This window comes from Bacillus sp. FJAT-26390, assembly GCF_001682865.1.
GTDB lineage: Bacteria > Bacillota > Bacilli > Paenibacillales > Paenibacillaceae > Pristimantibacillus.
Window position 1 is genome coordinate 124,433 of record NZ_MAQX01000037.1, and the last position, 24,629, is coordinate 149,061.

General features: G+C 47.2%; 18 protein-coding genes. 3 read left to right on the forward strand and 15 right to left on the reverse strand.

The genetic code is table 11. The features are described from left to right. Window positions 1-2 precede the first annotated feature (2 nt). From A7975_RS32315 to A7975_RS35305, 6 genes are all read right to left on the reverse strand, one after another. Window positions 3-1,166 (reverse strand): Gfo/Idh/MocA family protein, encoded by a 1,164-nt coding sequence (locus A7975_RS32315; RefSeq protein ID WP_082198605.1) that lies wholly within the window; start codon window positions 1,164-1,166, stop codon window positions 3-5. Further along, window positions 1,166-2,161 (reverse strand): ABC transporter permease, encoded by a 996-nt coding sequence (locus A7975_RS32320; protein ID WP_053373990.1) that lies wholly within the window; start codon window positions 2,159-2,161, stop codon window positions 1,166-1,168. The genes A7975_RS32315 and A7975_RS32320 overlap by 1 nt, the downstream gene beginning before the upstream one ends. Then, the gene (locus A7975_RS32325) at window positions 2,142-3,674 is read right to left on the reverse strand and encodes a sugar ABC transporter ATP-binding protein (protein WP_141680475.1); all 1,533 of its coding nucleotides are present in this window, start codon (window positions 3,672-3,674) and stop codon (window positions 2,142-2,144) included. The genes A7975_RS32320 and A7975_RS32325 overlap by 20 nt, the downstream gene beginning before the upstream one ends. A 25-nt stretch (window positions 3,675-3,699) precedes the next feature. Beyond that, the gene (locus A7975_RS32330; protein WP_053373989.1) at window positions 3,700-4,863 is read right to left on the reverse strand and encodes a substrate-binding domain-containing protein; all 1,164 of its coding nucleotides are present in this window, start codon (window positions 4,861-4,863) and stop codon (window positions 3,700-3,702) included. 227 nt (window positions 4,864-5,090) lie between these two features. Beyond that, entirely contained in the window at window positions 5,091-6,524 is a 1,434-nt protein-coding gene (locus tag A7975_RS32335) for an ABC transporter substrate-binding protein (RefSeq protein WP_231637362.1), read from the reverse strand. 28 nt (window positions 6,525-6,552) lie between these two features. Continuing rightward, window positions 6,553-7,980, reverse strand: a complete 1,428-nt coding sequence (locus A7975_RS35305) for a response regulator transcription factor (protein WP_065387879.1) — start codon at window positions 7,978-7,980, stop codon at window positions 6,553-6,555. A gap of 76 nt (window positions 7,981-8,056) precedes the next feature. On the opposite strand from A7975_RS35305, the gene A7975_RS32345 reads away from it, so the two are divergent. Then, window positions 8,057-9,874 (forward strand): cache domain-containing sensor histidine kinase, encoded by a 1,818-nt coding sequence (locus A7975_RS32345; RefSeq protein ID WP_255314638.1) that lies wholly within the window; start codon window positions 8,057-8,059, stop codon window positions 9,872-9,874. 93 nt (window positions 9,875-9,967) lie between these two features. On the opposite strand, the gene A7975_RS32350 is transcribed toward A7975_RS32345, so the two are convergent. Then, a complete protein-coding gene (locus A7975_RS32350) occupies window positions 9,968-11,176 on the reverse strand; it encodes a levoglucosan dehydrogenase (RefSeq protein ID WP_065387881.1) in 1,209 nt (402 codons plus the stop codon). Window positions 11,177-11,248: 72 nt separating this feature from the next. Further along, the gene (locus A7975_RS32355) at window positions 11,249-12,457 is read right to left on the reverse strand and encodes a substrate-binding domain-containing protein (protein ID WP_065387915.1); all 1,209 of its coding nucleotides are present in this window, start codon (window positions 12,455-12,457) and stop codon (window positions 11,249-11,251) included. Window positions 12,458-12,889: 432 nt separating this feature from the next. Here A7975_RS32355 and A7975_RS32360 point away from each other — a divergent pair, with 432 nt between their 5' ends. Continuing rightward, window positions 12,890-13,339, forward strand: a complete 450-nt coding sequence (locus tag A7975_RS32360) for a YdeI/OmpD-associated family protein (protein WP_065387882.1) — start codon at window positions 12,890-12,892, stop codon at window positions 13,337-13,339. 307 nt (window positions 13,340-13,646) lie between these two features. Here A7975_RS32360 and A7975_RS32365 read toward each other — a convergent pair whose 3' ends face one another. The 4 genes from A7975_RS32365 to A7975_RS32380 form a co-directional block, all read right to left on the reverse strand. Next, a complete protein-coding gene (locus A7975_RS32365; protein WP_053373983.1) occupies window positions 13,647-14,237 on the reverse strand; it encodes a GNAT family N-acetyltransferase in 591 nt (196 codons plus the stop codon). A gap of 11 nt (window positions 14,238-14,248) precedes the next feature. Further along, window positions 14,249-14,854: an FMN-binding negative transcriptional regulator gene (locus tag A7975_RS32370; RefSeq protein ID WP_065387883.1), complete on the reverse strand. Its 606-nt coding sequence runs from the start codon at window positions 14,852-14,854 to the stop codon at window positions 14,249-14,251. 110 nt (window positions 14,855-14,964) lie between these two features. Next, window positions 14,965-15,420, reverse strand: coding sequence for an NUDIX hydrolase (locus A7975_RS32375; RefSeq protein WP_065387884.1), 456 nt, complete (start codon window positions 15,418-15,420; stop codon window positions 14,965-14,967). Between the two features lie 251 nt (window positions 15,421-15,671). Continuing rightward, window positions 15,672-16,454: an arylamine N-acetyltransferase family protein gene (locus A7975_RS32380; RefSeq protein ID WP_065387885.1), complete on the reverse strand. Its 783-nt coding sequence runs from the start codon at window positions 16,452-16,454 to the stop codon at window positions 15,672-15,674. 229 nt (window positions 16,455-16,683) lie between these two features. Between A7975_RS32380 and A7975_RS32385 the strand changes: the two genes are divergently transcribed. Beyond that, window positions 16,684-18,252, forward strand: coding sequence for a class I adenylate-forming enzyme family protein (locus tag A7975_RS32385; protein WP_065387886.1), 1,569 nt, complete (start codon window positions 16,684-16,686; stop codon window positions 18,250-18,252). Here the strand turns inward: A7975_RS32385 and A7975_RS32390 are convergent, their stop codons facing one another. From A7975_RS32390 to A7975_RS32400, 3 genes are all read right to left on the reverse strand, one after another. Further along, a complete protein-coding gene (locus tag A7975_RS32390; RefSeq protein WP_065387887.1) occupies window positions 18,253-18,828 on the reverse strand; it encodes a histidine phosphatase family protein in 576 nt (191 codons plus the stop codon). Window positions 18,829-18,983: 155 nt separating this feature from the next. After that, entirely contained in the window at window positions 18,984-19,721 is a 738-nt protein-coding gene (locus tag A7975_RS32395; RefSeq protein WP_065387888.1) for an SDR family oxidoreductase, read from the reverse strand. Window positions 19,722-19,924: 203 nt separating this feature from the next. Further along, window positions 19,925-24,565: a X2-like carbohydrate binding domain-containing protein gene (locus A7975_RS32400; RefSeq protein WP_065387889.1), complete on the reverse strand. Its 4,641-nt coding sequence runs from the start codon at window positions 24,563-24,565 to the stop codon at window positions 19,925-19,927. Window positions 24,566-24,629 lie beyond the last annotated feature (64 nt).

Consider the following 24,629-nt stretch of genomic DNA (forward strand, 5'->3'; position numbering starts at 1 on the left):
CATCATGACTCGACTTGAACCCAGCGCTCTTCTTTATGGCTCTTAAGAATGGCTTCCATAATACACATGGATAGATGTCCATCCTCGAAGGTGGCGAAATTCGCATGATCCTTCAGCAAGTCCTTTCCTTCTCGAATGAACGTATAATATTGCAGCATCATATTTTTCACTGAATCCGGCCATCCTTCCGTATGACCGCCCGGGTGGTGAATGGAGGGTCTCGCCTCTTCAAGGAACAAAGCGGGATCTGCCATCAGCACCTCATTCGAACGATCACGGTGGCCAATCCATAAACTTGCCGGTTCTTCTTGCTTCCAATAGGCAGACTTTCGGCTGCCGTTTAATTCAAAGCTGAGGGCGTTTTTCCGGCCGGCGCTAACCTGAGATACGGTAAAGGCACCCTTGCTGCCGTCATCAAAGCGAACGAGAACCGAAGCGTAATCCTCAGTATGGATAGGTATGTCTTTGTATTCTGGTGTCAGCTCGTCCTTGCTTGCACCAAACGTATTGGCATGGGATACGGTTTTTTTCCTAGTTGGATGCACCGTCCATAAATCAGCGAATACTTGTTTTATTTTTTTACCTGTCACGTATTGGACTGTGTCGCACCAGTGCGAGCCGATATCCGCGACCGCCCTCGACCTACCGCCTGTCTTATCTTCCAATCGCCAATTATAATCCGTTTCATACAGCAACCAGTCCTGCAAATAGCTGCCGTGCACCACATTTATTTTGCCGAATTCACCTTGCTTGACCATCTCGGAGAGCTGCTTCATCATCGGATATTGACGGTAGTTAAAATTAACGCCGTGCACAATGCCGTGCTTCCTTGCCAGGGCCAGCAACTCAGCAGATTCGGAGCTCGACATAGCAAGTGGCTTCTCGGACAGGACATGCTTACCGGCTGCGATGATCTCAAGGTTGATCTGATGATGCAGATGGTTTGGCGTACAATTATGAACAACGTCAATATCCGGATTGCGAAGCATATCCTTGTAATCGCCGTAGGCAAGCGGCACGCCAAGCTGCTCCGCCTTGCTTCGGGCGCTCTCCTCGCCATTTTGAGCCAAGGCGATCACTTCAACGAATTCCAGCCTGCGTATGGCCTCAATATGCGCCGGTCCGATAAAACCCGTACCGATAATACCTGCTTTGATTTTATTTATCATTTTTTTACCGCTTTCTTGCCGAATACGACAGCCAAAATAATAATTAAGCCTTTGATCATCATTTGTTGGCTGACATCAAGTCCCATGATAATAAGTCCGTTGTTGATGGTTCCGATCATAAGTGCGCCTACTACGGTGCCGACTATCGTGCCAACTCCCCCGAATAAGCTGGTACCGCCAAGAATGACAGCCGCAATGACCGAAAGCTCATCTCCTTCGCCAAAGGAGAATCGTCCCGCATTCATCCGCCCAGCATACAAAAGACCTGCTAGACCAGCCATGGCTCCGGTGCCAAGGAACACGAGAAGCTTAATGCGCGCAGTCTTCACGCCAGAAAATTTAGCTGCGTTCTCATTGCCGCCTGTAGCAAGGGTCTGCCGGCCAAACGAGGTTTTACGCAGGAGCACATGCGCGATGATCGTAAATACAACAACCCATAGCAGCAATACAGGTACCGGTCCGATATCGCCTGAGCCGAAGATGAAATTAAAAGTGTCGTTAATGATAGGAATCGGTGCCGTATCGGTGATCCACATCGCCATCCCTTTAACAGCTCCCATCGAGCCTAGCGTAACGAGGAAGGAAGGAATAGCGGCTTTTGTTACAAGCAAGCCGTTAACTAAACCAATCGCAAGCCCCGTGCCGACACCAGCGATTAATGCGCCAACAATTCCGAGGCCGGATTGCAGCGCCAGCGCACCCGTAAGCGAAGATAACGCCGCGATGGAGCCCACGGACAGATCAATTTCACCCGTGCTAATGACAAATGTCATCGCAAGTCCCATTAACGAGATGGTAGCCGTCTGCCGCACGATGTTAAGCAAGTTGCCCGAAGTCAGAAAACCATCGTCGAACAAAGTCGCCGAGAAATAAATAAATACGCCGATAAAGGCCAAATAAACGATGTAGTTCCGCCATTGAAAGCTTTTTACAGATCCGGTCAGGCTCGGCTTGGTGACAGGCTTGTTTACACTAATATCCCTGGATTGCATATTGCAGCTCCTCCTCTGATTGAATCTCCCTGCGTTTCATCTCCCGTTTGATCTTGCCTTCATGCATAACTAACACGCGATCGCTGAGTGCAAGCAGCTCCGGGAGCTCTGAAGAAACAACGAGTATCGCCTTGCCGTTTGCGGCTATTTCACGCACGATATCAATAATTTCGGTTTTGGCGCCGATATCGACGCCGATAGTCGGTTCGTCCAGCAGCAGAACATCCGGTTCGGTTGCGAGCCATTTCGCGAGTACGATCTTCTGCTGATTGCCGCCTGACAGCAAGCCGCTTTGCTTGTAGATATTGTCGGTCTTGATGTTTAGCCTTTTTACGAGTCGCTCGCTCATCTCATTGGTTTTCTTGTTGTCGACCAACAGTCCTTTTTTCACCTTGGAGAGGATAGTAAGGATCATATTATCCCGAATGCTGTGCTGCAAAATAAGCCCCTGCATCCGGCGGTCTTCCGGAATTAAAGCAATGCCAGCATCGATCGCTTGCCGTGCGCTTCGAATTTTCTGCTTCTTCCCTTTCACGTAAACCTCGCCGCTATCCATCGGATCAATACCAAAAATCGTACGCAGAAGTTCCGTTCGTCCGCTTCCCATAAGACCAGCTAGACCGATAATTTCACCGGGCTGAATTTGAAGGCTGACGTTGTCGACCTTCGTTCCGGCTGTGACGTTCCGAATCTCAAAAGCGGGAGGCCCATCTGTTCTGTATTTGCTCTCGACCCATTCGAACGCCTTATTGAGCTCTGCCCCAACAATATGCTGAATAACAGAATCGAGTGTCGTTTCCTTGATGACCTCGGTTGTAATTTTGCGGCCGTCCCGCAAGATGGTAATGCGGTCGCAGATTTGAAAAATCTCATCCATGCGGTGTGAAATATAAATGATCGCGTAACCTTTCGCCTTAAGCTGATTAATGAACGAGAACAATATTTCCGTCTCCGTCTTCGTTAGCGACGAGGTCGGTTCATCCATGATCAGAACCTTCGCTTCCTGCGATAAGGCTTTTGCGATTTCGGTCATCTGCCAATAGCCGACCCCAAGCTCCTGCACGATATCGGAAGGCTTTATATCAACACCTAGTTCTTTGAGCAGCTTTTCAGTCTTGAGCGCATTGTCTTTGTCATCGAGCAGCCCCAAAGAGGTTTTGGATTCTCGGGTTAGATAAATGTTTTGGGCAACGGTTAATGTTGGGATTAAGCTAAACTCTTGAAAGATCATCGAAATTTTATTCGCTCTTGCATCTTCGTAGCTTTTAATACTAATCGGCTTTCCTTCGATTAAAATGTCGCCTTTGTCAGCCGTATAGACGCCGGTGAGAATCTTCATAAGCGTCGACTTGCCGGCTCCATTACCGCCCATTAGGGCATGAACCTCGCCTTGTCTCACCGAGAAGCTGACATCATCCAGAACCGTAATGCCATTAAATCCCTTAGAGATATTTTTCATTTCGAGAATAGGTTGATCCACTGCATTCACCTTCTTTAGTTGGAGGCTGCCCATGAGCAGCCTCCATAAATGGGGATGTTTATTTCTTCATTGCATCCTGTACACTTGCCGGTGCGTCTGCGCCATAGATGAGCTTCCAGTTTTCCAGTACATTTTCTTTGGTAACCTTAATAGCTGGCGATGCGACATATGCTGGCGCTTCCTTGCCAAGCAGTGCATAACCAGACAAAATGGCTTGTGCTACGCCTTGGTCATATGGCAGCTGGGCGCCAAGACCACGAACGATGCCGTCAGAAGCGATAGATATCGCAACGTTAGTGCCAAGATCGACTGTAGTCACAACTAGATCGTTCCTCCCTGCCGTTCTTGCAGCAGCCATAACACCTTCTGCCGGAACATCCCATGGAGCGAATATCCCATTTATATCCGGGTTTCTCGTGAGCATCGCCGATGCGACCTCTTCACCTTTGTTAGGATCTGTAATTCCTCCCTGAGCGACAATCTCAATATCGGGATACTTTTCTTTCATGCGGGCTTCAAAAGCATCGGAGCGGTTCTTCGTCACGAAAAAGTTAACGTCATGAAACACGATTCCGACCTTGCCTTTTCCGCCAAGCTTCTCCGCCATAATATCTGCGGCAAGCGCACCGTTGCCGTAGTTGTCGCCTGATACGATACTGATATAATCTTTGCCGGGAATAAGTCCTGAAGCTGCTCCATCCATAAATACCAGCTTCACGCCTTGATTGACCGCCTTCTTGTATGCGCTCGCTGTGGATACAGCATCAACCGGTACAGAAATCATAATGTCGGGCTTTTTTGCCAAAACAGTCTCAATATCGTTTACTTGCTTCTCCGCTTTGAACTGCGCATCTGTTACCGCAACAACTTCAATACCCATTTTCTTGAACGTATTTTCCATTGCACCTACAGCAGCAGTCATATAATCGGTACCGGAATAATGCATAACGATTGCAGCTTTGAATTTACCGTCTTTAATCTTCTGAAGCTCGTCTTCAGATAGCTGCAGGCTCTTCGCCGATACTGCTTTCTCGCCATTTGGGCCAATGTCCTGAACCGGTAAATCTGGAATGTTGGGATTAATCGTCAACGGGCCGGAAGCCGTATAGCCTTCATGCTCTTTTGGCGGCTCCGACTTGTTATGCGCGGCGCTACCGCAGCCGGCGATTGTCATTCCGCAGACAAGCAGTACAGCGAGTGATGCTACTAAACTTCTCTTCATATTGTGATACCCCTCACTTTATATATGTTGTAGATCGATTTATTCAAAGTAGCCGAACAATCGATTAATTTGAGTATAGAGCGAACGGGTTTGCCGAAGTAGACGATGAATTTAACCTGCAGGGGGGAATTTTTTAGTGGGCTTTACATCTTCAAACATAATAAGAGGCCATGCGATCACAAATCGCACAGCCTCCGAATCACCTATATGACACTCATTTTCAAGCATTAATAGCCGCTTTCTTTCATCAATCGATCCACCTTAGAAGCTGCTTCGTCCAGTGCGGTCCTCGCGTCCTTCTTCCCGGTCAAATACTGCTGCACCGCCGTTTGAACAGCCTCCGACACCTGATCATAATTGTTGATCCGCGGCCTTCCGACGCCTATGCTCAAGGAACGACCAAGCACTTCGTAATACTCGCGCAGCGACTCGTCATTCATCTTTTTAGCGGCAACATAAGCCGATTTACGGGTCACATGCTGCCGAAACTGCAAGTAATCGCGCTGAACGTCAGCACTGGTCAAATAATCAGCCAAAACGTAAGCGGCTTCCTTCTGCTCCGAATATTTGTTAATCGCTAAACCCCATGAGCCAAAATGTGGACCGCGCACCAATTTATCGCCTTGCTTCACGCCCGGCAGCATGAAATAACCGACCTGCCCGCCTTTTACGTTCGGATGAAGCTTCATGTCATGGACGTTCATCCCCATAGCCGCTTGTCCGAAGCCAAAAGCAATCTCGACCTCATCCCAAGTGTAAGAGAGCACATCAGGTGAGGTTACTTTTCGCCTTAATATCCAACCTCCATAAGTCTCCAGCGCCTTCACGCCACTCTCGGAATTGAACACGGGATGGAGGTTTTCATCGAACAGCTTGCCTCCAAAATCACTTAGAAACGATTTGTAATCGACAAAATTGGATTCATGCTTACCTGCCATCAATGTCGTACCGTACATATCGATCGTCCCGTCGCCATTTATGTCACGCGTAAAAAACTTCGCAATATCCTCGTATTCCTCCAGCGTGTTAGGAATAGCTAATTCTCGCTTAAACCTTTTTTTAAAAGCAGCCCGATTAGCCTCATCCTGGAATAAATCCTTCCGGTAGCTGACCGTAAGCACATTCGACTGGATCGGCAGGCTCCATACATCGAAGCCCGCTGCCGTTATTTGGTCCAAATTGATCGTATCCAGCGCAATCGGCGCTCTTTGAGGCGTGTCCTTATCAAAGACAGACGTGTCCAAAAACAATTTTGCGATAAAATCATCCATACCCGTGGTTGATTCCGCCTTTCGAATATAACTTGTCATCGGCTCCAAATGCTGAATGATTTTGGGCATCCACGGCGTATCGATGGCAATGAGATCATATTCGCTGCTCATTCGCGACAGCTCTGTAAATACCTTTTCCTGCAAGCTGTTATATGGAAACGTGCTGACCTCGACATGAATCCCCGTCTGCTGCTCGTAATTTTCCGCCGCATGAATGACCGCTTCGGAGCCCGCTTCCACTGTTGCATACAACACCTTCAACGTCGTGGCAGAAGCATGAGCCGATTCGCTCGGCGTCTCGGTGCCAGGATTCAAGCTTTTTCCCGCACATCCTGTGCACCCTATCGCGAGTATGAATACAATAAGCATATAAGTCCGTAATCTGGCCACCCGCCACACTCCTCTCTTTATTGGCTCCTCACTCGGTCTCATCCGCAGCGGTCATGATCCCATTTTTCTTCCTAAATTCCGATGGTGAATAGCCAAATTCCTTCTTGAACAAGCTTCTAAAATAGGCATAATCGGCATATCCGATATCCTCCGAAATTTCATTCCCTTTTTTGCTTGTGTTCAGCAAGAGCTCGCTGGCATGCTGCATTCTTCTGCGCGTGAGAAACCGTACAAAGGTGATGCCCATTTGCTGCTTAAACATGCGGCTCAGCGTCACGGGATGAACATTAACTGCTTCCGATACGACCTCCAGGCTCAAGTTTTTGTCGCTCGAGCTTGCTATGACTTGCAATGCCTGCTTAAACCAACCGTTTGCTTGCGGCGCCTCACGTTCTTGTTGATCCAGGTTTTTTAACTCCTTAACACCGTTAAGAACCATGTGATGTACCCGGCCTATCAAATCGTTCCAAGTATGATGCCGCCCGACCCATTCGTCCCAATAATAAAGAGTGTCTTCATCCACCATAATAAGATCACTCTTGCCAAGGCCTTCATCCAGTACGGCCATCAGATGGGCACACTCCTTACGAAGATCTTCATAGGATATCTTCTTTAAGCATGTGGACCATTTAGCCATAGCAGCCTCCAGTTCCCCAACTTCGCCGGTCCTCGCAAGATGAATGATCGCCTGTCTGTGCCTTACAGCTTGTTTGGCATGATCCTTCCGATCAGAACGGCTCGCAGGGAGGTCTGGATCATTTTTCTGAAAAAATAGAAGCTCCTTCTTCATCCGTATTTGAGAATGTAGCACGGGCAAAAAGTCTTTTTTCTCTCTAAAGCCTCGATCCGTATGCTCCACAGGCGCTCTGAACACGATCGCTTCAAGGTCAACATCCAGTAAAACGGTAAGAAGGATATCGTGAAGAGGAATACTGCTGCTTTTTTGAGCGGCTGGGTCTAAAAGCTCGACCTGCTTCCATTCCCTCTCGTCAAACCATAGGCTAACATTAGCGGTTCTCACCTTATCCAAGGAAACATGCGAAATCGGCGCAATATTCAAAAGCTGGTCGAGCTCTTTCAAAAATCGCTGCTCCATCATGCTTTTTACTTTGAGGACAATATCCGATAATTCCCCGCGATCCGTAGGCTTAAGCAAGAAGTCAGTGGCACCGTGCGTAAGAGCTCGCCTTGCATATTCAAAATCGTCATACCCTGATATAATGACCACATGAATGGCGGGGTACCTTTCATGTAAGCGTTGAAGAATCTGAAGCCCATCAAGCTCCGGCATCCGAATATCGAGAAATACAAGATCCGGCTGAATCAGCTCAATTCGCTTCAAGGCTTCATATCCAAACTCTGTATTGAACACTTGCACATGGGGAAAAAGTGCTGTCAGCTTTTGAATAATGCTGACTCGCACCTCACTTTCATCGTCGACGACACAGATTTTCATAATAAATCCAGCTCCTTCATGTAATCCTAAAGTGAAGCATATCCAGGAGATGAAGCGATTAAGGGGGAACTCTTGTTTGACTCTTCTTACCTATTTGAAGCGTAGCATACAGCGCTTGTCCTTAAAGTACAAGCTATTCGTGCTGCTCGCTCTGATTTCGATTATCCCCATATCCTTGGTCAGTTATAGCTCCGAGTACTTTATGTTTCGCTCCGGCACCGAGTATTCCGCTTCCATTTCAACGCAGTATGTGGAGTTCGTCTCCAAGGAGCTATCCGATTATTTGCAAAACTTGAATGAATCTTTCGACAGCCTATTTATTAACGCAAGCTTTCATCATTTTATCAATATACCTGCCGACCAATTAAACGAGCAGGCAAATGAACTCATGCATTTTAGGCCGCTGGTTAGGAACTCGATGCAGTTCCATCCTGAGGTGCTTGGCGTGTTATATATTGATCTCGCTCAAAAAGTATATTTCGATTCGTATCAGAAACAGTTGAATCCCGATTACTCATTTGGGGCAGATCATCTCTATCAATCCGCATTCGCAAGCAAAAAGCCCGTGCTTACTGCACCGCATCTACTGCCTTATATTTTGTATAGCAAAGCAAAAGTATTTTCATTTATCAGACCGATTCTTGATACGGACACCGGCGAAACAGAAGCCTTGTTCATCATAGAAATCCATGAAGAGAAAATCAAGAGCATGCTCAGCAGCAATCAAAAGGATGAGCAAGGACAAGTCATTTTGTACCACGAGCAGGATGGCACAACCGTATCTGAATCGCCAGTTGCCGCCGATCTGATGCAAGATTTTCGAAAGGCTAGAGTCAAGGCCCCTTTGTCGAGTAAACAGCTGCTGTTCACTTCCGGCAAACATGAATATCAGGCGATCTACGCCGAGCTGCCGGGCAGTGAGTGGAAGGTTCTATGGACTGCCCCGCTTAGCAGCATTAATAAAGGGGTAAGGCAGACGTATCAGCTCACACTGCTGATCGCCGCCCTTAGCCTAGTTACCGCTTTGATCATCGCTTTTCCTGTTATGAACGGCATTCTTCGGCCCTTGTACAGGCTGAAAAAAGGTATGCAAAGCTTAGGACGCGGCGTCTATCTCCCTGTTGCCGTGAAGCACAACTACGATGAAATTGGTTTTTTGATCCACAGCTATAACCAAATGCTCGATAAGCTTCAATTCATGGAACGGGAAGTGTATCAAGCCAACATGAAAGAAAAGGAACGCGAGCTGCTACAGCTGCAGGCTCAGATCAATCCGCATTTTTTATTCAATACACTGGAGACGATCGAGTCCTATGCAGTCAGGAACAATGGCGAGGCTGTCGGTGAAATGGTGCAATCCGTATCCCGCATGATGCGATACACGATTCGCAGCGATGACGGCTGGGCGACACTGAAGGAGGAAATGGCGTACATTAGCAATTTCCTGACCATTCATTACTATCGCAACGGCAAGGATGTTCATGCTCGTTTCGAGATCGCCCCCGAGCTGCTGGGCTTCCCAGTCATGAAACTCAGCATTCAGCCCTATATCGAAAATGCAATCAAATACGGCTGGAGTCCAAATATGAGTACGGATGAGTTTCAGCTTACCGTCAAGGTTGTGGCCCAAGCTGACGGTTTGTTGATTGAGATTTCCGACACAGGGACCGGAATATCTGCGGACGTGCTGAGCAAGCTTCGGCAGCTCATTCAAGAAAACGGAATGACTACAGACGCATACTTCCGTAAGCATACCGGTATTTTTAACACGTACCGCAGATTCATTCTCGTATATGGCGATCAGGTTAAATTCCATGTCGAGAGTTCGCCAGAGAGCGGCACCACATTTAAGTTCCGTATTCCGTTTAAAGACCCGAATAGAGGCCCAGCTTAAACATTCCAAACCTGCGCCCGCTCCCTATCCATTCAAACGAAGATATTCATATCGTGCAACAAGAGGTAACCAATTTGGTTACCTCTTGTTTGTTTATGCGTCTTGAACAGTTGCTCCCATTACCGCTGCCGGCTGCGGCGAGGACGTACTTACCCATCTGCCGGTGATAGCGGATTCCAATATAGCATCGGATATCACATGGATGCGATACCCGTCCTCGAAGCTCGGCGAGATGTCCGTATCGTTCACGATAGCGGATATAAAATCATGCGCTTCGATGATCTTTGTCTCCCCGTAACCAATGCCAAGAGCCGGAATAGGCCATAATGCGGCACCGGTTGGATGGGCTGGCCCTGTATAAATCGTACGAAAACCTCGTCTGTCGTCAGGATCATCTGCGAAGCAAACCTGCAGCTCGTCGCGGCGCTCGTAATTAAAGGCAATGGAGCCTTTGTCGCCGTGAATTTCAAAGGTTAAGTAGTTGTTCCGTCCCCAGGCGTTGCGAGTCGCTTCAATGCTTCCGACGGCTCCATTTTCGAATCGAAGCAATGTACTTACTTCATCGTCTACGTCGACTGCCGCCATTTGTACGTCGCCCGATGACCGTACTGTACCTAGCTTATCCATGGAGCCTGTCGATACTGGACGCTCCTTAATCCATGTGTTCGTCGTCCCCATCACTTCGGTAATTTCTCCGACCAAATAACGGGCAAAATCGATCACATGCGTGCAAATATCGCCAATTGCACCCGAACCGGCTATGTCCTTGCGAAAGCGCCATGAAAGGGGGGAGTTTGGATCGGCCGACCAATCCTGCAAATAGGTGCCGCGGAAGTTCAATATGTTGCCAATTGCGCCCTCCAGAATATATTTCTTCGCCAGCGCTACAGCAGGCGTGCGGCGATAGTTAAATGCCACCATATGTTTTACGCCAGCCTCATTCACCGCATCAAGCATCTGCTTTGCTTCTTCTGTCGTACGGGCAAGCGGCTTCTCAGAGATGATATGCTTACCTGCTTTGGCAGCGGCAATAGCGATTTCGGCATGCGTATGATTAGGCGTCACGATATCGATGATATCGATGCTCGAATCTTCAATAACCCTTCTCCAATCAGAAGAATAGGATTCGAAGCCGTAACGGGCAGCGGCTTCCTTTGCCAGATCATCATTGATATCGACTACCGTCTTGCGGAATGGGATAGCGGGCGCAGGCCAAAAAAACATCGGCATTCCTGCATAAGCAAGCGCGTGTGCCTTTCCCATAAAACCTCCGCCAATCATCCCAATATTTAATGTACGCATCGTAATCTCTCCTCTACATGTGCAATCTATAGATCATTTGCAACTCAATCTTGGTTATAAAAAAGGGCTACCTTATTTCGCTATATTTTGAATCGAGGCAGGCGCATCCGCATGATAAACCGTTTTCCAGGATTCCAAAATGTTATCCTTATTTACCTGAAGTGATGGCACGGCAACATAAGCCGGCGCTTCTTTTCCTAGCAACGCATAAGCCGCAAGAATCGCTTCCGCAACACCTTGATCATATGGAAGCTGAGCGCCCAGCCCTTTGATCATGCCGCCCTTGGCAATATCCAGTGCCACGTTTGTTCCAAGATCTATCGTTGAAATAGCCAAATCCTCTCGCCCGGCAGATCGTGCAGCAGCAAGCGCGCCTTCTGCAGGTACATCCCATACGACAAACAAACCTTTCATCTTCGGATGTTTCGTCAGCAGGGCTGCTGCCACCTTCTCACCATCGTTTGGACCCGAAATGCCGCCGCGGTCTACGATATTGATGTTCGGGTACTGTTCTTGAATCGTTTTCTCGAATGCCTCTGTTCTTTGCTTCGTGACGAAAAAATCTGCCTCGTGGTAGATTACGCCAATCTCGCCTTCCTCACCGATGGCTTTCGCCAAAATATGGGCGGCTTCAACCCCATTGCCATAGTTGTCCGCCGAGACGACGCTGACATAATCTTTGCCGGCTTGCAGGCCGCTTGCTTTATTGTCCATAAAAACAAGCTTCACACCTTGCTCAGCTGCTTTTTTGAACACGCTCGCCGTCGAGACCGCATCTACTGGAATACTTACTAGGATGTTTGGTTTTTTGGCAAGAATCGTTTCGATGTTAGCCACTTGGGTTTCCGCTTTGAAGTTCGCATCGGTTGTCGCGACGATCTTAATATTCATGCTGGCGAATGTATTCCGTAGTCCCTGCAGCTGTGCAGCAGACCAATCGTTGCCGGCATAATGCATCGAAATCGCTGCCGTATATTGGCCTTCCTTAATTTGCGCCAGCTCTGCTTCAGTCAATATAAGCATTTTCGCGGAAACGGCATTCTCTCCGTCCGGTCCTTTGCTTAAAATTTCTTTATCCTCCAAAGCCTGATTAATCGTGATTGGTCCGCTGGTTTCCGAGGAGGAGGCCACGTTCCCTTCTGTCTTATCGCTCGGCGCGTTTTTCGCTTCGGAAGCAGTACCCGTAGCGTCATTGACAACTCCATTGCTCACTCCACAAGCCGCCAAAGCCAAGCTGCAAACAAGCACACACGCTACCATTGCAAATTTACGTTTTCTCATAGCCAATGCCCCCAGTTGGATTATGCTTGAAAAATCCATTTCCCCTTCGCGCTTCCCTACTCCGCCGCACCTCATTACTCTGGCGCAAAAAACGTGAGACTACCCTCCTCGCACCTTCAGCTATTTACAAAAATACTGTGCTTATCTTAGCAGCAGCACTTATTGTAAGCGCGTTCATAATGAGTATAGAAGGTTCGGAAAAGGAAAACCGCGGAATAATTTAACAAGCGGGGAAGAACTTTTTAGCCTGTGTAGAATCGGAAACAAAAAAGCCGGGCAGAAACAGGAGTGAATGTCCTGAAAATTGTCCGGCCAGGCTAAGGACATACTATGAAAGGGTAACGGTAAGAGAAGTTAGCGCGTGGACAGCTTCTTCTTTTTTGTTTATTCTTTATGTAAGTTTCATGAGCATATCAAAAAGGAGGTTTTATTATGAAATTTCAAGCGGTCATCCTGCTTAGCGGCAAGTCTGCAACCGGCATTCGAGTCCCAGAAGAAATCGTTACGGCGCTCGGAACGAGCAAGAAGCCGCCTGTCCAAATAACGATTAATGATTACACCTACCGAAGCACAGTCGCATCGATGGGCGGACATTTCATGATCCCTGTCAGCGCGGAGATTCGCAAAGGAGCAGGTGTTGCGGCAGGTGATGAAGTGGAAGTGGAGATTGTGCTTGATACCGAGCCCCGCGAGGTTGCCGTACCGGCAGATTTCCTAGATGCGCTTGAACATGAAGCAGAAGCCAAGCCATTTTTCGAAGGTTTGTCCTACAGCAACAAACTGCGAATTGTTCTCTCGATCGAGGATGCCAAAACAGCAGAAACCCGGAAGCGGCGAATAGACAAATCAGTTGCTATGCTCAAAGAAGGACGAGCCCAATAGCCCGTCAAACAGGAGCTGCGTGGAAGCCTGTCATTGTTATATTGCAGCAATGATTGCTCAGATTCCGGGCGCTCCCTTCTTTTTGCATGAAATCACCTCAGTATCGAAATTGATAATTTTGAAAATTATCCGTTTTATCGCCCGCATAGACTAGTTCTTCTATTATTTTTTTAGAATTAACAAGCTTCGCGCAGATTCTTTTTATATCTGTATTGAACCAACACGCATTTCATCCAGTACCAAGCTATTTGAAATAGGTGAAGCTTGTGAATTTTGCTCATGCTCACACTACTCTCTTCCTCATGACTTACTTTGGCTGCGCAGGCGTCTCTTGATGATAAAACATTTGCCTCTTCAGCTCCCCATACTCACCACTCGTTAATCCAAAAATATATTCGTCGAAGTATCGTCCATTCGTAAATATCATATTTCTGAGCTTTCCTTCTTCAAGAAAACCGAGGCGCTTATGAAGTGCGATCGAGCCCTCGTTAAAAGCATAAATATGCGCGGTCACCTTCTGATAACGCAATTCCTCAAAATAATACCTAAGCAGGATCATGATTGCTTCTGCAGCGTAGCCTTTACGCCAATGCTCTCTAAAAATCGCAGTCCCGTACTTAAACGTGCCATACCGCGGATCACAGCTATGTGTGCTTATGCTGCCTACCAGCTCCCCTTCAAGCGTTTCAATTGCTAGCATCACGTTATCGCCATCCGGCGCTTTGGCTGCCTGATGCTCGGCCCAAGCTTTTGTGCCGTCCTCCGACCTCGGAAAATGAACCATATCGCTCGCTCTCGCACATTCTGAGTCATAATCGTTTTGATGGAACCATTCCCAATCGGCAGGGACAATGGCACGCAACCTAACTTTGCGGCCTGACCATATATTTTTAATCATATCGTTTCTCCTTAAAGGTTTTGTTTCATCGCCGAAGCTATTTTTTGCTCATTCTCCCTCTCGCTTTGTTCCAGCCGCTGAATGACAAGCGCCTGCCGCTCCGGTCGATGATTCTGGCTCAGCTTTGCTTTGCCTTCTACTTTATTTATGCTTATTTTAAAGCCTTGGATTCCTTTGCTCATGCCTGCTATAAAATCCGGATCTACTTGATCAAGCTGATAAGGACTGTCTGGCGCTTCGTACTTCAATACCATTTGGCGCAAGGCGTCCAACAGTTCATGTTCATCGTCTATAAGCTCCACCTTGCCATATACGTGAACGGCTACATAATTCCATGTGGGTACTGCCATTTCGCTCTCATACCAAGAAGGCGAAATATAACAGTGCGGCCCTTGAAAAACCGCAAGCACCTCTTGGTTTTGAATGTCCTTCCACTGCGGGTTTGGGCGAGCAAAATGACCGTATAAGCATCGGTTAGCCTTATCTAAAATTAACGGCAAATGCGTTGCGAACGGAGCCCCCGCATGTTGCGAGATTACAGTAGCGAAGCTATTTTTTATCATCACATCAAAAATAATTTCTTCGTCTTCAATCTGAAATGGTGAAGGTATGTACATGCGTTTCCATCCTTTTTGGTTCGACTTAAGTATATAACGCCTCAAACTATTAGACTCCTCATTTTGGGAATTGTTGCAGGATAGGCTGCCCACCTGGCAGCCCGCTCTTCTTAACTCTCGCTAGCCGAATTGTACGATCGCAATGTTTGTTTGCCTTGAAAATCATAAGGTATGGCTTCAGATTCAATCAGCCTTTGCAATCCGCTTTTGTAATACGGCATTTTTTGATTTGCCTCATTAAGATCTGCCCACTTTACTTCCGCTATTTCATGAGGCCGTGTAATCAGTACATCTGTGCTAACAGCCTTTGCTTTAAAGGTTGCAAATACGACATGCTCGTTTTTTTCTTCAAAAAAACATTCATTTATTGCACAAATACCCAATAACTCAACGGCAAGGCCCGTTTCCTCTTTGGCTTCCCTAACCGCTGCCGAAGACCATGATTCATTAATCTCTACAGCGCCGCCCGGCAGCGACCAACTCGAAGTATGTATGTTTCTTACGATTAAAACCTTGTCCTTCTCTTCATTCGTGATCAAGGCATAGGCAACATCCACTCGGTACAAAATGCTCACCCTTTCGGAAATCTAAATGACCTCAAACTCTCTTAACGCGTAAAAAATACCGGCTTCGCTTGCCTTCTTCGTAGCGTCAGACTCAACGTTTCTTTTAATGCCTGCAAAATCCGTTCATCGTCCGCGCCGATTCCATTGTGGCGACTAAATCACCTCGGAACAAGCCTCCTTGTAATCACTTGTTTGCGCTAACGAAAGGACAAAAGGCCGCCGTGTGGCAGCCCTATTTTCAATAGTTCTATCTAAATGCTGATTCCAAAATAAGTCCGCAAGGCTTCTGCATATTCTTCTTGCGTCTTTGGCGTGAACGCTCGAACACCCTCTGGCGTAAAGATCCGAAACTCCTCGCCAGCTATCGAATTTCTGCCCGCACTTGTCCGAATCGCCACCATGGCATCTTTAGTGAAGATGGAATCAGGCGAGTGTTCACACCAATAGGACGTCATCAAAAAATCTTTAGGCAGCTGCGGCTCCTCCGTGAAAGAATAAAGACGGCTCCACTGCCCCTTCTTCCGCTCATTTAAAACCCACCCGAAATACGAATCCTTTTCCAGGCGATAGGCTTCGTCCTGTTGCTCTTGAACTGCATTTTCTATCATATGAATAGGGCTCCGAGGCGCAATGCCGCCTACTCCAACATCACACAAATAAAGCTCGCCTTCCGCTTCTACCTGCAAAATATGATGTCTGCGCTTAGGCGGCGTATCCGTCTCGTCGCGCCAGAACCTTGCAAAATAATTAGTCACCTTAAAGCCTAGCTCCATTAACAACCAGCCAAATAACGCATTAAGCTCAAAGCAGTAGCCACCGCGGCGGCGGACGACCACTTTATCGAATAAGCTTGGTATTTCTAAAGACAACGGTATCCGATTTAAAATATCAAAATTTTCATAGGGCACCGTATGAACATGGCACTCTTGAAGCTTTGCAAGCGTCGCAAGGCTAGTGACAACCGATCCGCTATATCCGATTCGTTCAAGGTAAGCGACTACCTCAGGTTTCAAACTGCTGCTGTTCACTATCATTCGCTCTACTCCTCGCTACTTGTAGACTTCAACTTCTATTATCATAGCTTCCTTTTTGAAAACCGTAAATGAGTTGACGGACAACCTGCCTGATGAGTTTGAAATTATAACAAAAGCAGACATTCCTTATAAGGAAAAACAATTTGTCTCGTGGTTTTTATAATGGTATTTTCATATTGTACAGTAAATTCATGGGTATTATGAGAATATTTCAAGGAGGGAAATCTGCATGCTGCTTTCAAAAATACTGCAAAACGCTGCTCGATTATATCCAGCACATATCGCGATGAAAGCTCAAAACGTGAGCTTGACTTATGAAGAGCTGTTTCATCAGGTTAGCCGTGCGGCTTGGGGATTTAACGAGCTTTCCATAAAGCCCGGTGAACGAATCGCTCTACTGGGGAACCCTTCGCCTTACCTAGCTATTGCCGAATATGCTGCCGTTGCAATAGGCGCGATTCCGGTGACGATTTTCCCCGGCTTAGCCGCGCCGGAAATGAAGCAGATACTCAGCGATGCCTCGCCTGCTGCGATCGTGTACGACCATGAACATTTGAATGTACGAGATGTCGTCTTATCGCTAGATACAGCACTTTCCGTTTCATGCAGGCACGGCGATGCTCCCTATTCCATAGAGAACTTTATTTCGAATTGTCCCGCTTTCATCCAATGGCATGAAGCAGATCCTGACGATACCGCGCTTCTTATTTATACCGGGGGTACAACCGGCCGCTCCAAGGGGGTTATGCATTCGCATCGCAGGATTAGAAACTGGGCTTCTATGAATCCAGAACGGGGTGGAGGGCATAATCCAACCAAAAAGTCCCTTGTCCCGAATCAAGCCCATTTGACAGGTCAATTCATATTATGGTCTGCCCTGTTTGAAGGCGGATGTCTGATCTACGCAGATTCCTATCCCCTTCAAGCCGAAGAGGTTGTTGCTATCATTGAACGTGAGCAGCTTAAATTTTTGGGTACGGTCGGCCTTCTATTCCGAGATATTATTCATATCCAAAGCATGAAAGCCAAACCCTTGTTATCCATAGAAGGGATCTCTTGCGGGGGTGCTCCTATCAGCGAACGCACATTTCATCAAGCATCTGCTATTTTTCCGAATGCTCAAATTACGGAAGTGTATTCTCAAACCGAAAGCGGTCAATTCATCAGCTTCTTATCCATTAATCCATGTTTCGTTAACGGGATGGTCAATCGCCTGCGTTCCGTTGGCCGCCCGGAAGACCTTGCCTTATGGGGACAAAAACCATTCAGCATACGTATTGTTGATGAATATGGCAAAGACGTAAATCAAGGGGGCGTAGGCGAAATCATCTGTCAAGGCGAGCAAATGATGCTCGGCTACTGGAACAATCCCGAAGAAACAAGCAAATCGATACGTGACGGCTGGCTCTATACCGGAGATATAGGCAGATTTGATGAGGATGGTTACCTATATCTCCTAGATCGAAAGAAAGACATGATCATTGTTAATGGTTCAAACGTTTATTGCTCAGAGGTTGAAGAAGCATTAAGCAAGCACCCTTCCATTTTAGAGATAGCCGTTGTAGGAACTCCGTTGCCAGAAGAGGGCGAAGAGGTCACTGCGGCAGTCATTCTGAAATCAGATAGGGAACTTACCTTAGATGGAGTGAAGCAATTTTGCCTTAACCAAATAGCAGAGTTTAAGATCCCCACGCGGTTAGAGATCGCAGATGCCTTCCCTAGAACTTCGGTTGGAAAAATAAACAAGGCCGAGCTCAGGAAGACTTATTGGGGTGGAAAAACACGTTTAATCAATTGATTATGCCCTGTAGGATACCCTCTCGACTTGCTCCAATCGATTCATATTAAACGTCAATTTATAGATGTCGGGCTTTGACGTTGAATCCCAAAATTCAAATCCATATTGATCATCAAAATCGTTCATTATAATGGTCATAATATTTCCATGTGTACCTATGACGATATTTTTACCCTGTTGTTCCTCTAACAGCTTCTCGATGACCGGAATAGCTCTTTGCTGTGCTTGCCGCGTCGATTCTCCGCCCTTCAAAGCAAAGTCCTGATCAACAAATGATGTTCGGATGGCTTCATATAGTTCATTCCATGGGGCTTCATAATCGAGGCCCTTAATCGGGCGTTCAATAAGTTCCTCGTATTCTACGATCTCCAAGCACTTTTGGTCAGCTATGTATTGAATGGTCTGTTTAGCTCTTGTATACGGGCTAGATGCCATGTAATGCACATCAATACCCGTGAATAATTCAGCCACTTGCTTTGCTGCTGCAAAACCTTCCGTCGAGAGTCCCCGCGTTCTTTCTTGTCCGAACGCAAAGGCTGATTCCGCGTGCCTGACCATATAGATTGTTGTTTTCATAATGCCTCCCTATCATGAATAGCCGTATACATAACATCGCTTATTTTTGTCATCCTTGCAACCGCAGCTTGTATATAGGTCGTCATTATACTAGAAAAAAACGGCCAGTAGAAATAAATCTACTAGCCGCCTTTTTGAGAAAATGATTAATTCTATTAAAAGAGGCTTGCCGTTGGACGCACAATCATTTCACTAACGTCAACATCCGCCGGTTGTTCAATGGCGTACACGATCGCACGCGCGATTGCCGCAGCGGGAATCGAGACCCGTCGAAAATCATTCATCACCTGACGCGCTTCTTCATCTGAAATCGATTCTGCAAGCTCGGATTCCGTTACTCCAGGTGAAACAAGCGTCACACGGATATCGCCGCCTACCTCCTGACGCAGCCCCTCCGTAATGGCTCTCACAGCAAACTTAGTTGCACAATATACAGCCGCGGTTGGTGAAACGGTATAAGCTCCGATTGAAGCCATATTTATAAATTGGCCAAAGCCCTGCTTTCTCATAATAGGCAGCCCCGCAGCAATGCCGTGAAGCACGCCGCGAATATTCACGTCAATCATCCGGTCCCATTCCTCTACCTTAAGCGCCTCTATGGGAGACAACGGCATTACGCCGGCATTATTTATTACAACATCGATTTGCCCATACGTTTTGTTCGCAAGCTGAATAAAAGCTTCCATTTGATTTCTATCCGTCACGTCTAAGCTCTGCAGCTCAACCAGACCGCCTTCTGAACGGATCTCAGCTGCAAGGCTTTCCAGCTTATCCGTGCGTCTTGCTCCTATTACGATACGTGCTCCTTTTTGTGCTAACAGACGTGCAGTTGCCTCTCCGATTCCACTGCTTGCACCCGTAATGGCAACAACTTTTCCTGCGATATTAGACATTTTTTTATCTCCTTTACTAATGGCTGATTTTTTTCGCTTACTCTGCAGCCTCATCAAAGGCCTAAAGCAAGTATAGGGTAGAGGGTTCGGAGGCCGGTATCAGGATGCTCCTGTTTTATTGCACGATCCTCCAGATCGTAAAACAAAAAAAAGAAGCTGCCTCCTTTCTTAAAAGGGCAGCTTCTTAAATAATTCTGAAAATTCTATATGGTTTGCTTGCTCGCCTGCAGCAAATTCAAAATAATTGTAATTGCCTCGGCCCTAGTTGCTTGAGCATGGGGCGCGAACTTATTGCCTGTTCTTCCTTTCAAGATCTCCGCTTCCTTCATGGCATATACAGCGCTCTTAGCCCAGGCTGGGATTTCGCTGTCGTCCGCAAAGCCGGTTGTATCCACCTCCGGAAGCCTTACTCCGCCGGCTCTGGCAATCATGACCGCCAGCTCCGCACGCGTAACACTCGCCGACGGACGGAAGCTTCCGTCCTTATAGCCGGTTACGATTCCTGCTTGCAGCGCTTTGGCAATTGCTTCCTGGGACCACGCGCCAATCTTGTCGCCATCGACAAAGCTTAGCTCGGCCTTGCTGTCAGCCAACTTCAGACCGTTCATGAGCATGACTACAAACTCTGCACGTGTCACCGTTGCATTAGGCTTAAACGTGCCATCCGTGTAACCTTTGACGATGCCTAGCTTCACGGCTTGCTCGATGCTCGCTTGCCCCCAATGGCCGTTAACATCCGTGAATTTAGGAGCTTCCGTGCCCTCATTTTCCCCGGTTCCACCATTTGAATGATTACCGTTATTGCCGTTATTGCCGTTATTGCCGTTATTGCCGTTATTGCCGTTATTGCCGTTGTTCCCGTTATTGCCGTTGTTCCCGCCGTTATTTCCGCCATTGCCGCCGCCGGTGTTTATAACTTTTACTTCAAGATTGGCGTTTTCGCCTTCGCTGAACGTAAAGGTAAGATTGGCGGTTCCTACCTCAAGAGCAGCCAAGTACGATTTCATTATCGTTGCCTTATCGTTTACCAGACTGTAGTCTACATTAGCTGTCAGCTGCACCTCACCGTTTTTCACTCCGATTAGCGTATTTCCGTTTAACGCCACATCAATCACTGCATCCAGCTGCTGTGAAGGATTTTTGTCAAAGACGACCGATACGGGGCTAATCGAGGAATTGGATGCCGCCGCTTCTTTAAATGTAAATACATTAAAATCGTATACGCTGGCCCCGTTTCCGCTTGAATCCGTCACATTCAACCGAATATATCTAGCCGAGACGGCAGCTTCCTTGCGATCCTCATTTATTTGTTGCGTCGTAGCCGCGCTGGTCTTGTCGGCATACGCTGTCCAGCTATTGCCGTCCGAGGAGTACTCTATTTTGTATTTGTATCCCGAGTTCAGCTCAAATCTCGTTTTAATGCCTGTGATGTTGTAGGCATCGCCAAGATCAACCTTCAGCCACTGAGGCACGGTCAAGCCTTCCTGCTGCGCCCATCTGGTGGATGAATCTCCGTCTACAGCATATAACGGATTTTGACTTTGTGACGATGCAATAACCGATTTACTTAAAGCGATATCGATTTCTCCACCACTAATTTCGGTTACGCTTACCTCTAAATGCTTGTTGTCGCCTGAACTGAATTCGAAGGTCAGGCTGCTCTTTCCTTCACCTAGCGTTGCCAGATAAGCGCGATGGATCTGAACCTCGTTCCCCATAACGCTATAGTCTGCATCAGGGCTCAGGTAGAGCGATCTATTTTTGATGCCGGTAAGTGTATTGCCTTGAAGATCCAGTCCAACGGTTATATCCGACTGGCTATTCGGATTTTTGTTAAAAGCAGCCGTTGTCTTATCAAGGGCAGAACTAGGATTTGTTTTGGTGCCATACACACTAAACTCGTATATGCTCGGGCCCAAACTATATAACGCCTTTATTTTCATATACCTTGCCGTAACCGCATTTTCGTTGTTGTCCTGGTAGGTTTGCTGCGTCGTTTCACTTGCTGTTCGGTCTGCATACGTGTGCCAGCTTTGCCCATCCATGGAATACTCGATTTTGTATTTATAGCCACTAGGCAATTCGAACATGGTCGTTACGGATTTTACGGCATATACGCCCTGCAAATCAACCATCAGCCAACCTTCGGTATTCCATATCCCTTCCTGCTGCGCCCATCTTGTGCTTGCATTCCCATCGACGGCATTAGCAGGCTCCAAGCTTTGCGACGAAGCCGTTACCGGCTTGTTAAGCGCGACATTGACGGACCCGTCGTCTTCAATGACATTCACCTTCAGGTCAGGGTCTTCTCCGGTTTCAAAATCAAACGTCAGGTTATTTTCCCCAGTTGGCAGTGATTGGAGATAGGATTTATAGATCAATACCTGATCCCAAAATAATTTGTAGTCTTGATCAGGTACCAGCTGAGCCGCCCCGTTTTTGATTCCATCCAGCTTCCCGCCGTTTAAAACCATTTTGACCTGCACGTCAACCTGCCTTGATGGATTTTTATCGAAGGTGACTTCCTTCCGCTGAATCAATGAATTGGCTTCGGGAGGCGTGCCGCCTTCTCCAGGATACACGCTGAATTCATAAATGCTTCCTCCCCAATCGTGAGACAGCGTAATTCGCATATACCGCGCCATTGCGTCATTTTCGTCCTGATTGGTTTGCTGGGTCGTGGCAACTGCTGTCTTGTCGGCAAACAGCTCCCAATTCTCTCCGTCCTCCGAGTATTCAATTTTGTATTTGTAGCCTGTGTTTAGCTCAAACATCGTGCTTGTCGAAGCAATGGAATATACGTCTCCAAGATCTACCGTCAACCACTGGGCATCGGTTCTTCCTTCTTCCTGCGCCCATCTCGTGCTCGTATCGCCATCCACCGCGAATGCCGGATCTTTGCTTTGCGAGAATGCTGTTACCGGTTTTTTCAATGCGAGATTTACAGGCTCTTGAGGTGCCGGAAGCGGCGCTTTCCACGGGCCTGCCGCTGCAATAATATCCTGCGCTTCCTGCGGCCAGTTTTGGCCTGCGACGCTGATGTTCCCATAAGCCGTGCTTGATGAATTCACTCCGCCAAAGTCAACATTGTAATAGTTGTACCTAATGATATTGTCGTGCGCGGAACCCGAGAAAGCATGCTCCGTATTATCGATCACGTTTCGCTCAACCATCCTGTAACTCGTTTGCCCATCCAAATAGACGCCCATGATATGGTTCCAGGCCGCATATTCACCTTGCCTCATGTTTTTTATATAGTTGTGATAGATATTGGAGTATCCATCCATGCGACCCAGTGTGTAAATGCCGCCTCCGTCCTGGACAAGCCTTACTGAATCATGAATGTAATTGTTGCGCACCTGATTATTCGTCATGCCATGATCTGCATCAGCCCAGTTCCACCCTATACTAATGCCGGAATACGGCAGGTTGCTGATCTCATTATTTGCGATTGTCATGTTTTGGGGAAGCATGGCTCCAATCCCAACCATATCGCCGTAATCGAGCCCAATATGATCGATTGTGTTGTTTGTAATGGTATCAAATTGGCTTTGGCCATCAGGCAGCGTGTAAGAAAGATCTTTTCCTTCGTTGTCATCCCACAGATCGCCAACAATGCCCATAGCTACGCCGCCCCCGGCATTGTCGCTAAATTTGTTCCCGTCTATCGAGGTGTGATCGGTGCCCTCATACCCCATAATGCCCCAGCTTCCCGCATATTGAAAAATATTGTTAGAGATCGTAATATGGCTTGTATATTTCAACTCAAGCATCGCTCGGGATGCGGTATAACGGGCTGTATTTCTAATTTCGGTGTTATTTCCGCCAGTGACGGACTGATATCTGAAGCCTGCCTGCACATCTACATAACCATAGCTCGACGGCGCCAGCCAATTGCTGTGCATGAATGTAATGCCAGAAAATTCGATGTCATGAACGCTGCTGCCTGAGCTGCCTTCCACATTCACAACAGTCTCCAGCTTAGGGGCAATGATCCGAGTGGCATTGATGCTCTCGCTGCTTCTTGGCTTGTAATATACCGTTTCTTCAGCAGTATCCAGATACCATTCCCCTTCTGCGTCAAGTAAAGATAAAGCGTTTTCAAAAAAGTATGGCGAATTGCCTTGACTATGATGATTGTACGAAAAGCCGCTTTCAGGGAATTTAAAGTCTACTTGCCCTGTCGTTTCATTAATGGTGTCAATTCGGCCGCGCACTTGACTCCAGCTTTGCAAAATAACCATTTCAGCAGATGTTCCGCTTAATTCGCTGGCCCACGAGCGTGCATCCTCATTAATAGCATAAGGATATTCGCCGTTTTTAGCCCTGTAATATGGACCTTTGACTACATCATTGGTCAAATTGGGCTGCCGTGCCCGGATTCCCCGATCCTCGCCAACATACAGCTGCCTGAAATTCCAATTTACGCCTGTCTTTTTATAGATGTTTTTATCGCTATCGTATAATTCCCAGCCTGCACTAATGTCGACGCCGCCGCTAATGACAGGAGTCGCTCCCGCATCAGCCGTGTAGATCACTTTGTATCCGTTATTACCGGAATCCAAGCTGCCGAATGTCAAAGTCTCATCTAACAGATATTCGCCATCCTGCAAATAGACATAAATATCATTTGTCATGGTGCTGTTTATTTCGCGTACAGCCTCCCTCGCTTTATCAATGGTCCTAAATGGCGAATCAGAGGTCCCGCTGTTGTTGTCATCTCCTAGCGGCGATACGTAAAAGCTCTGCTGCGAAGCGGCTTGAACCGGTTTAATCGCACCTGACAGGGACAAGCTTGTAAACACCATGTATATGGCTATTAGCAAAGCCAGCTTTCTTTTCATGGATAGACGCCTCCTACGTTTCTTTTCGTTTTTTTTCGCTTATGACCAGTGCGGCTTAACTGCG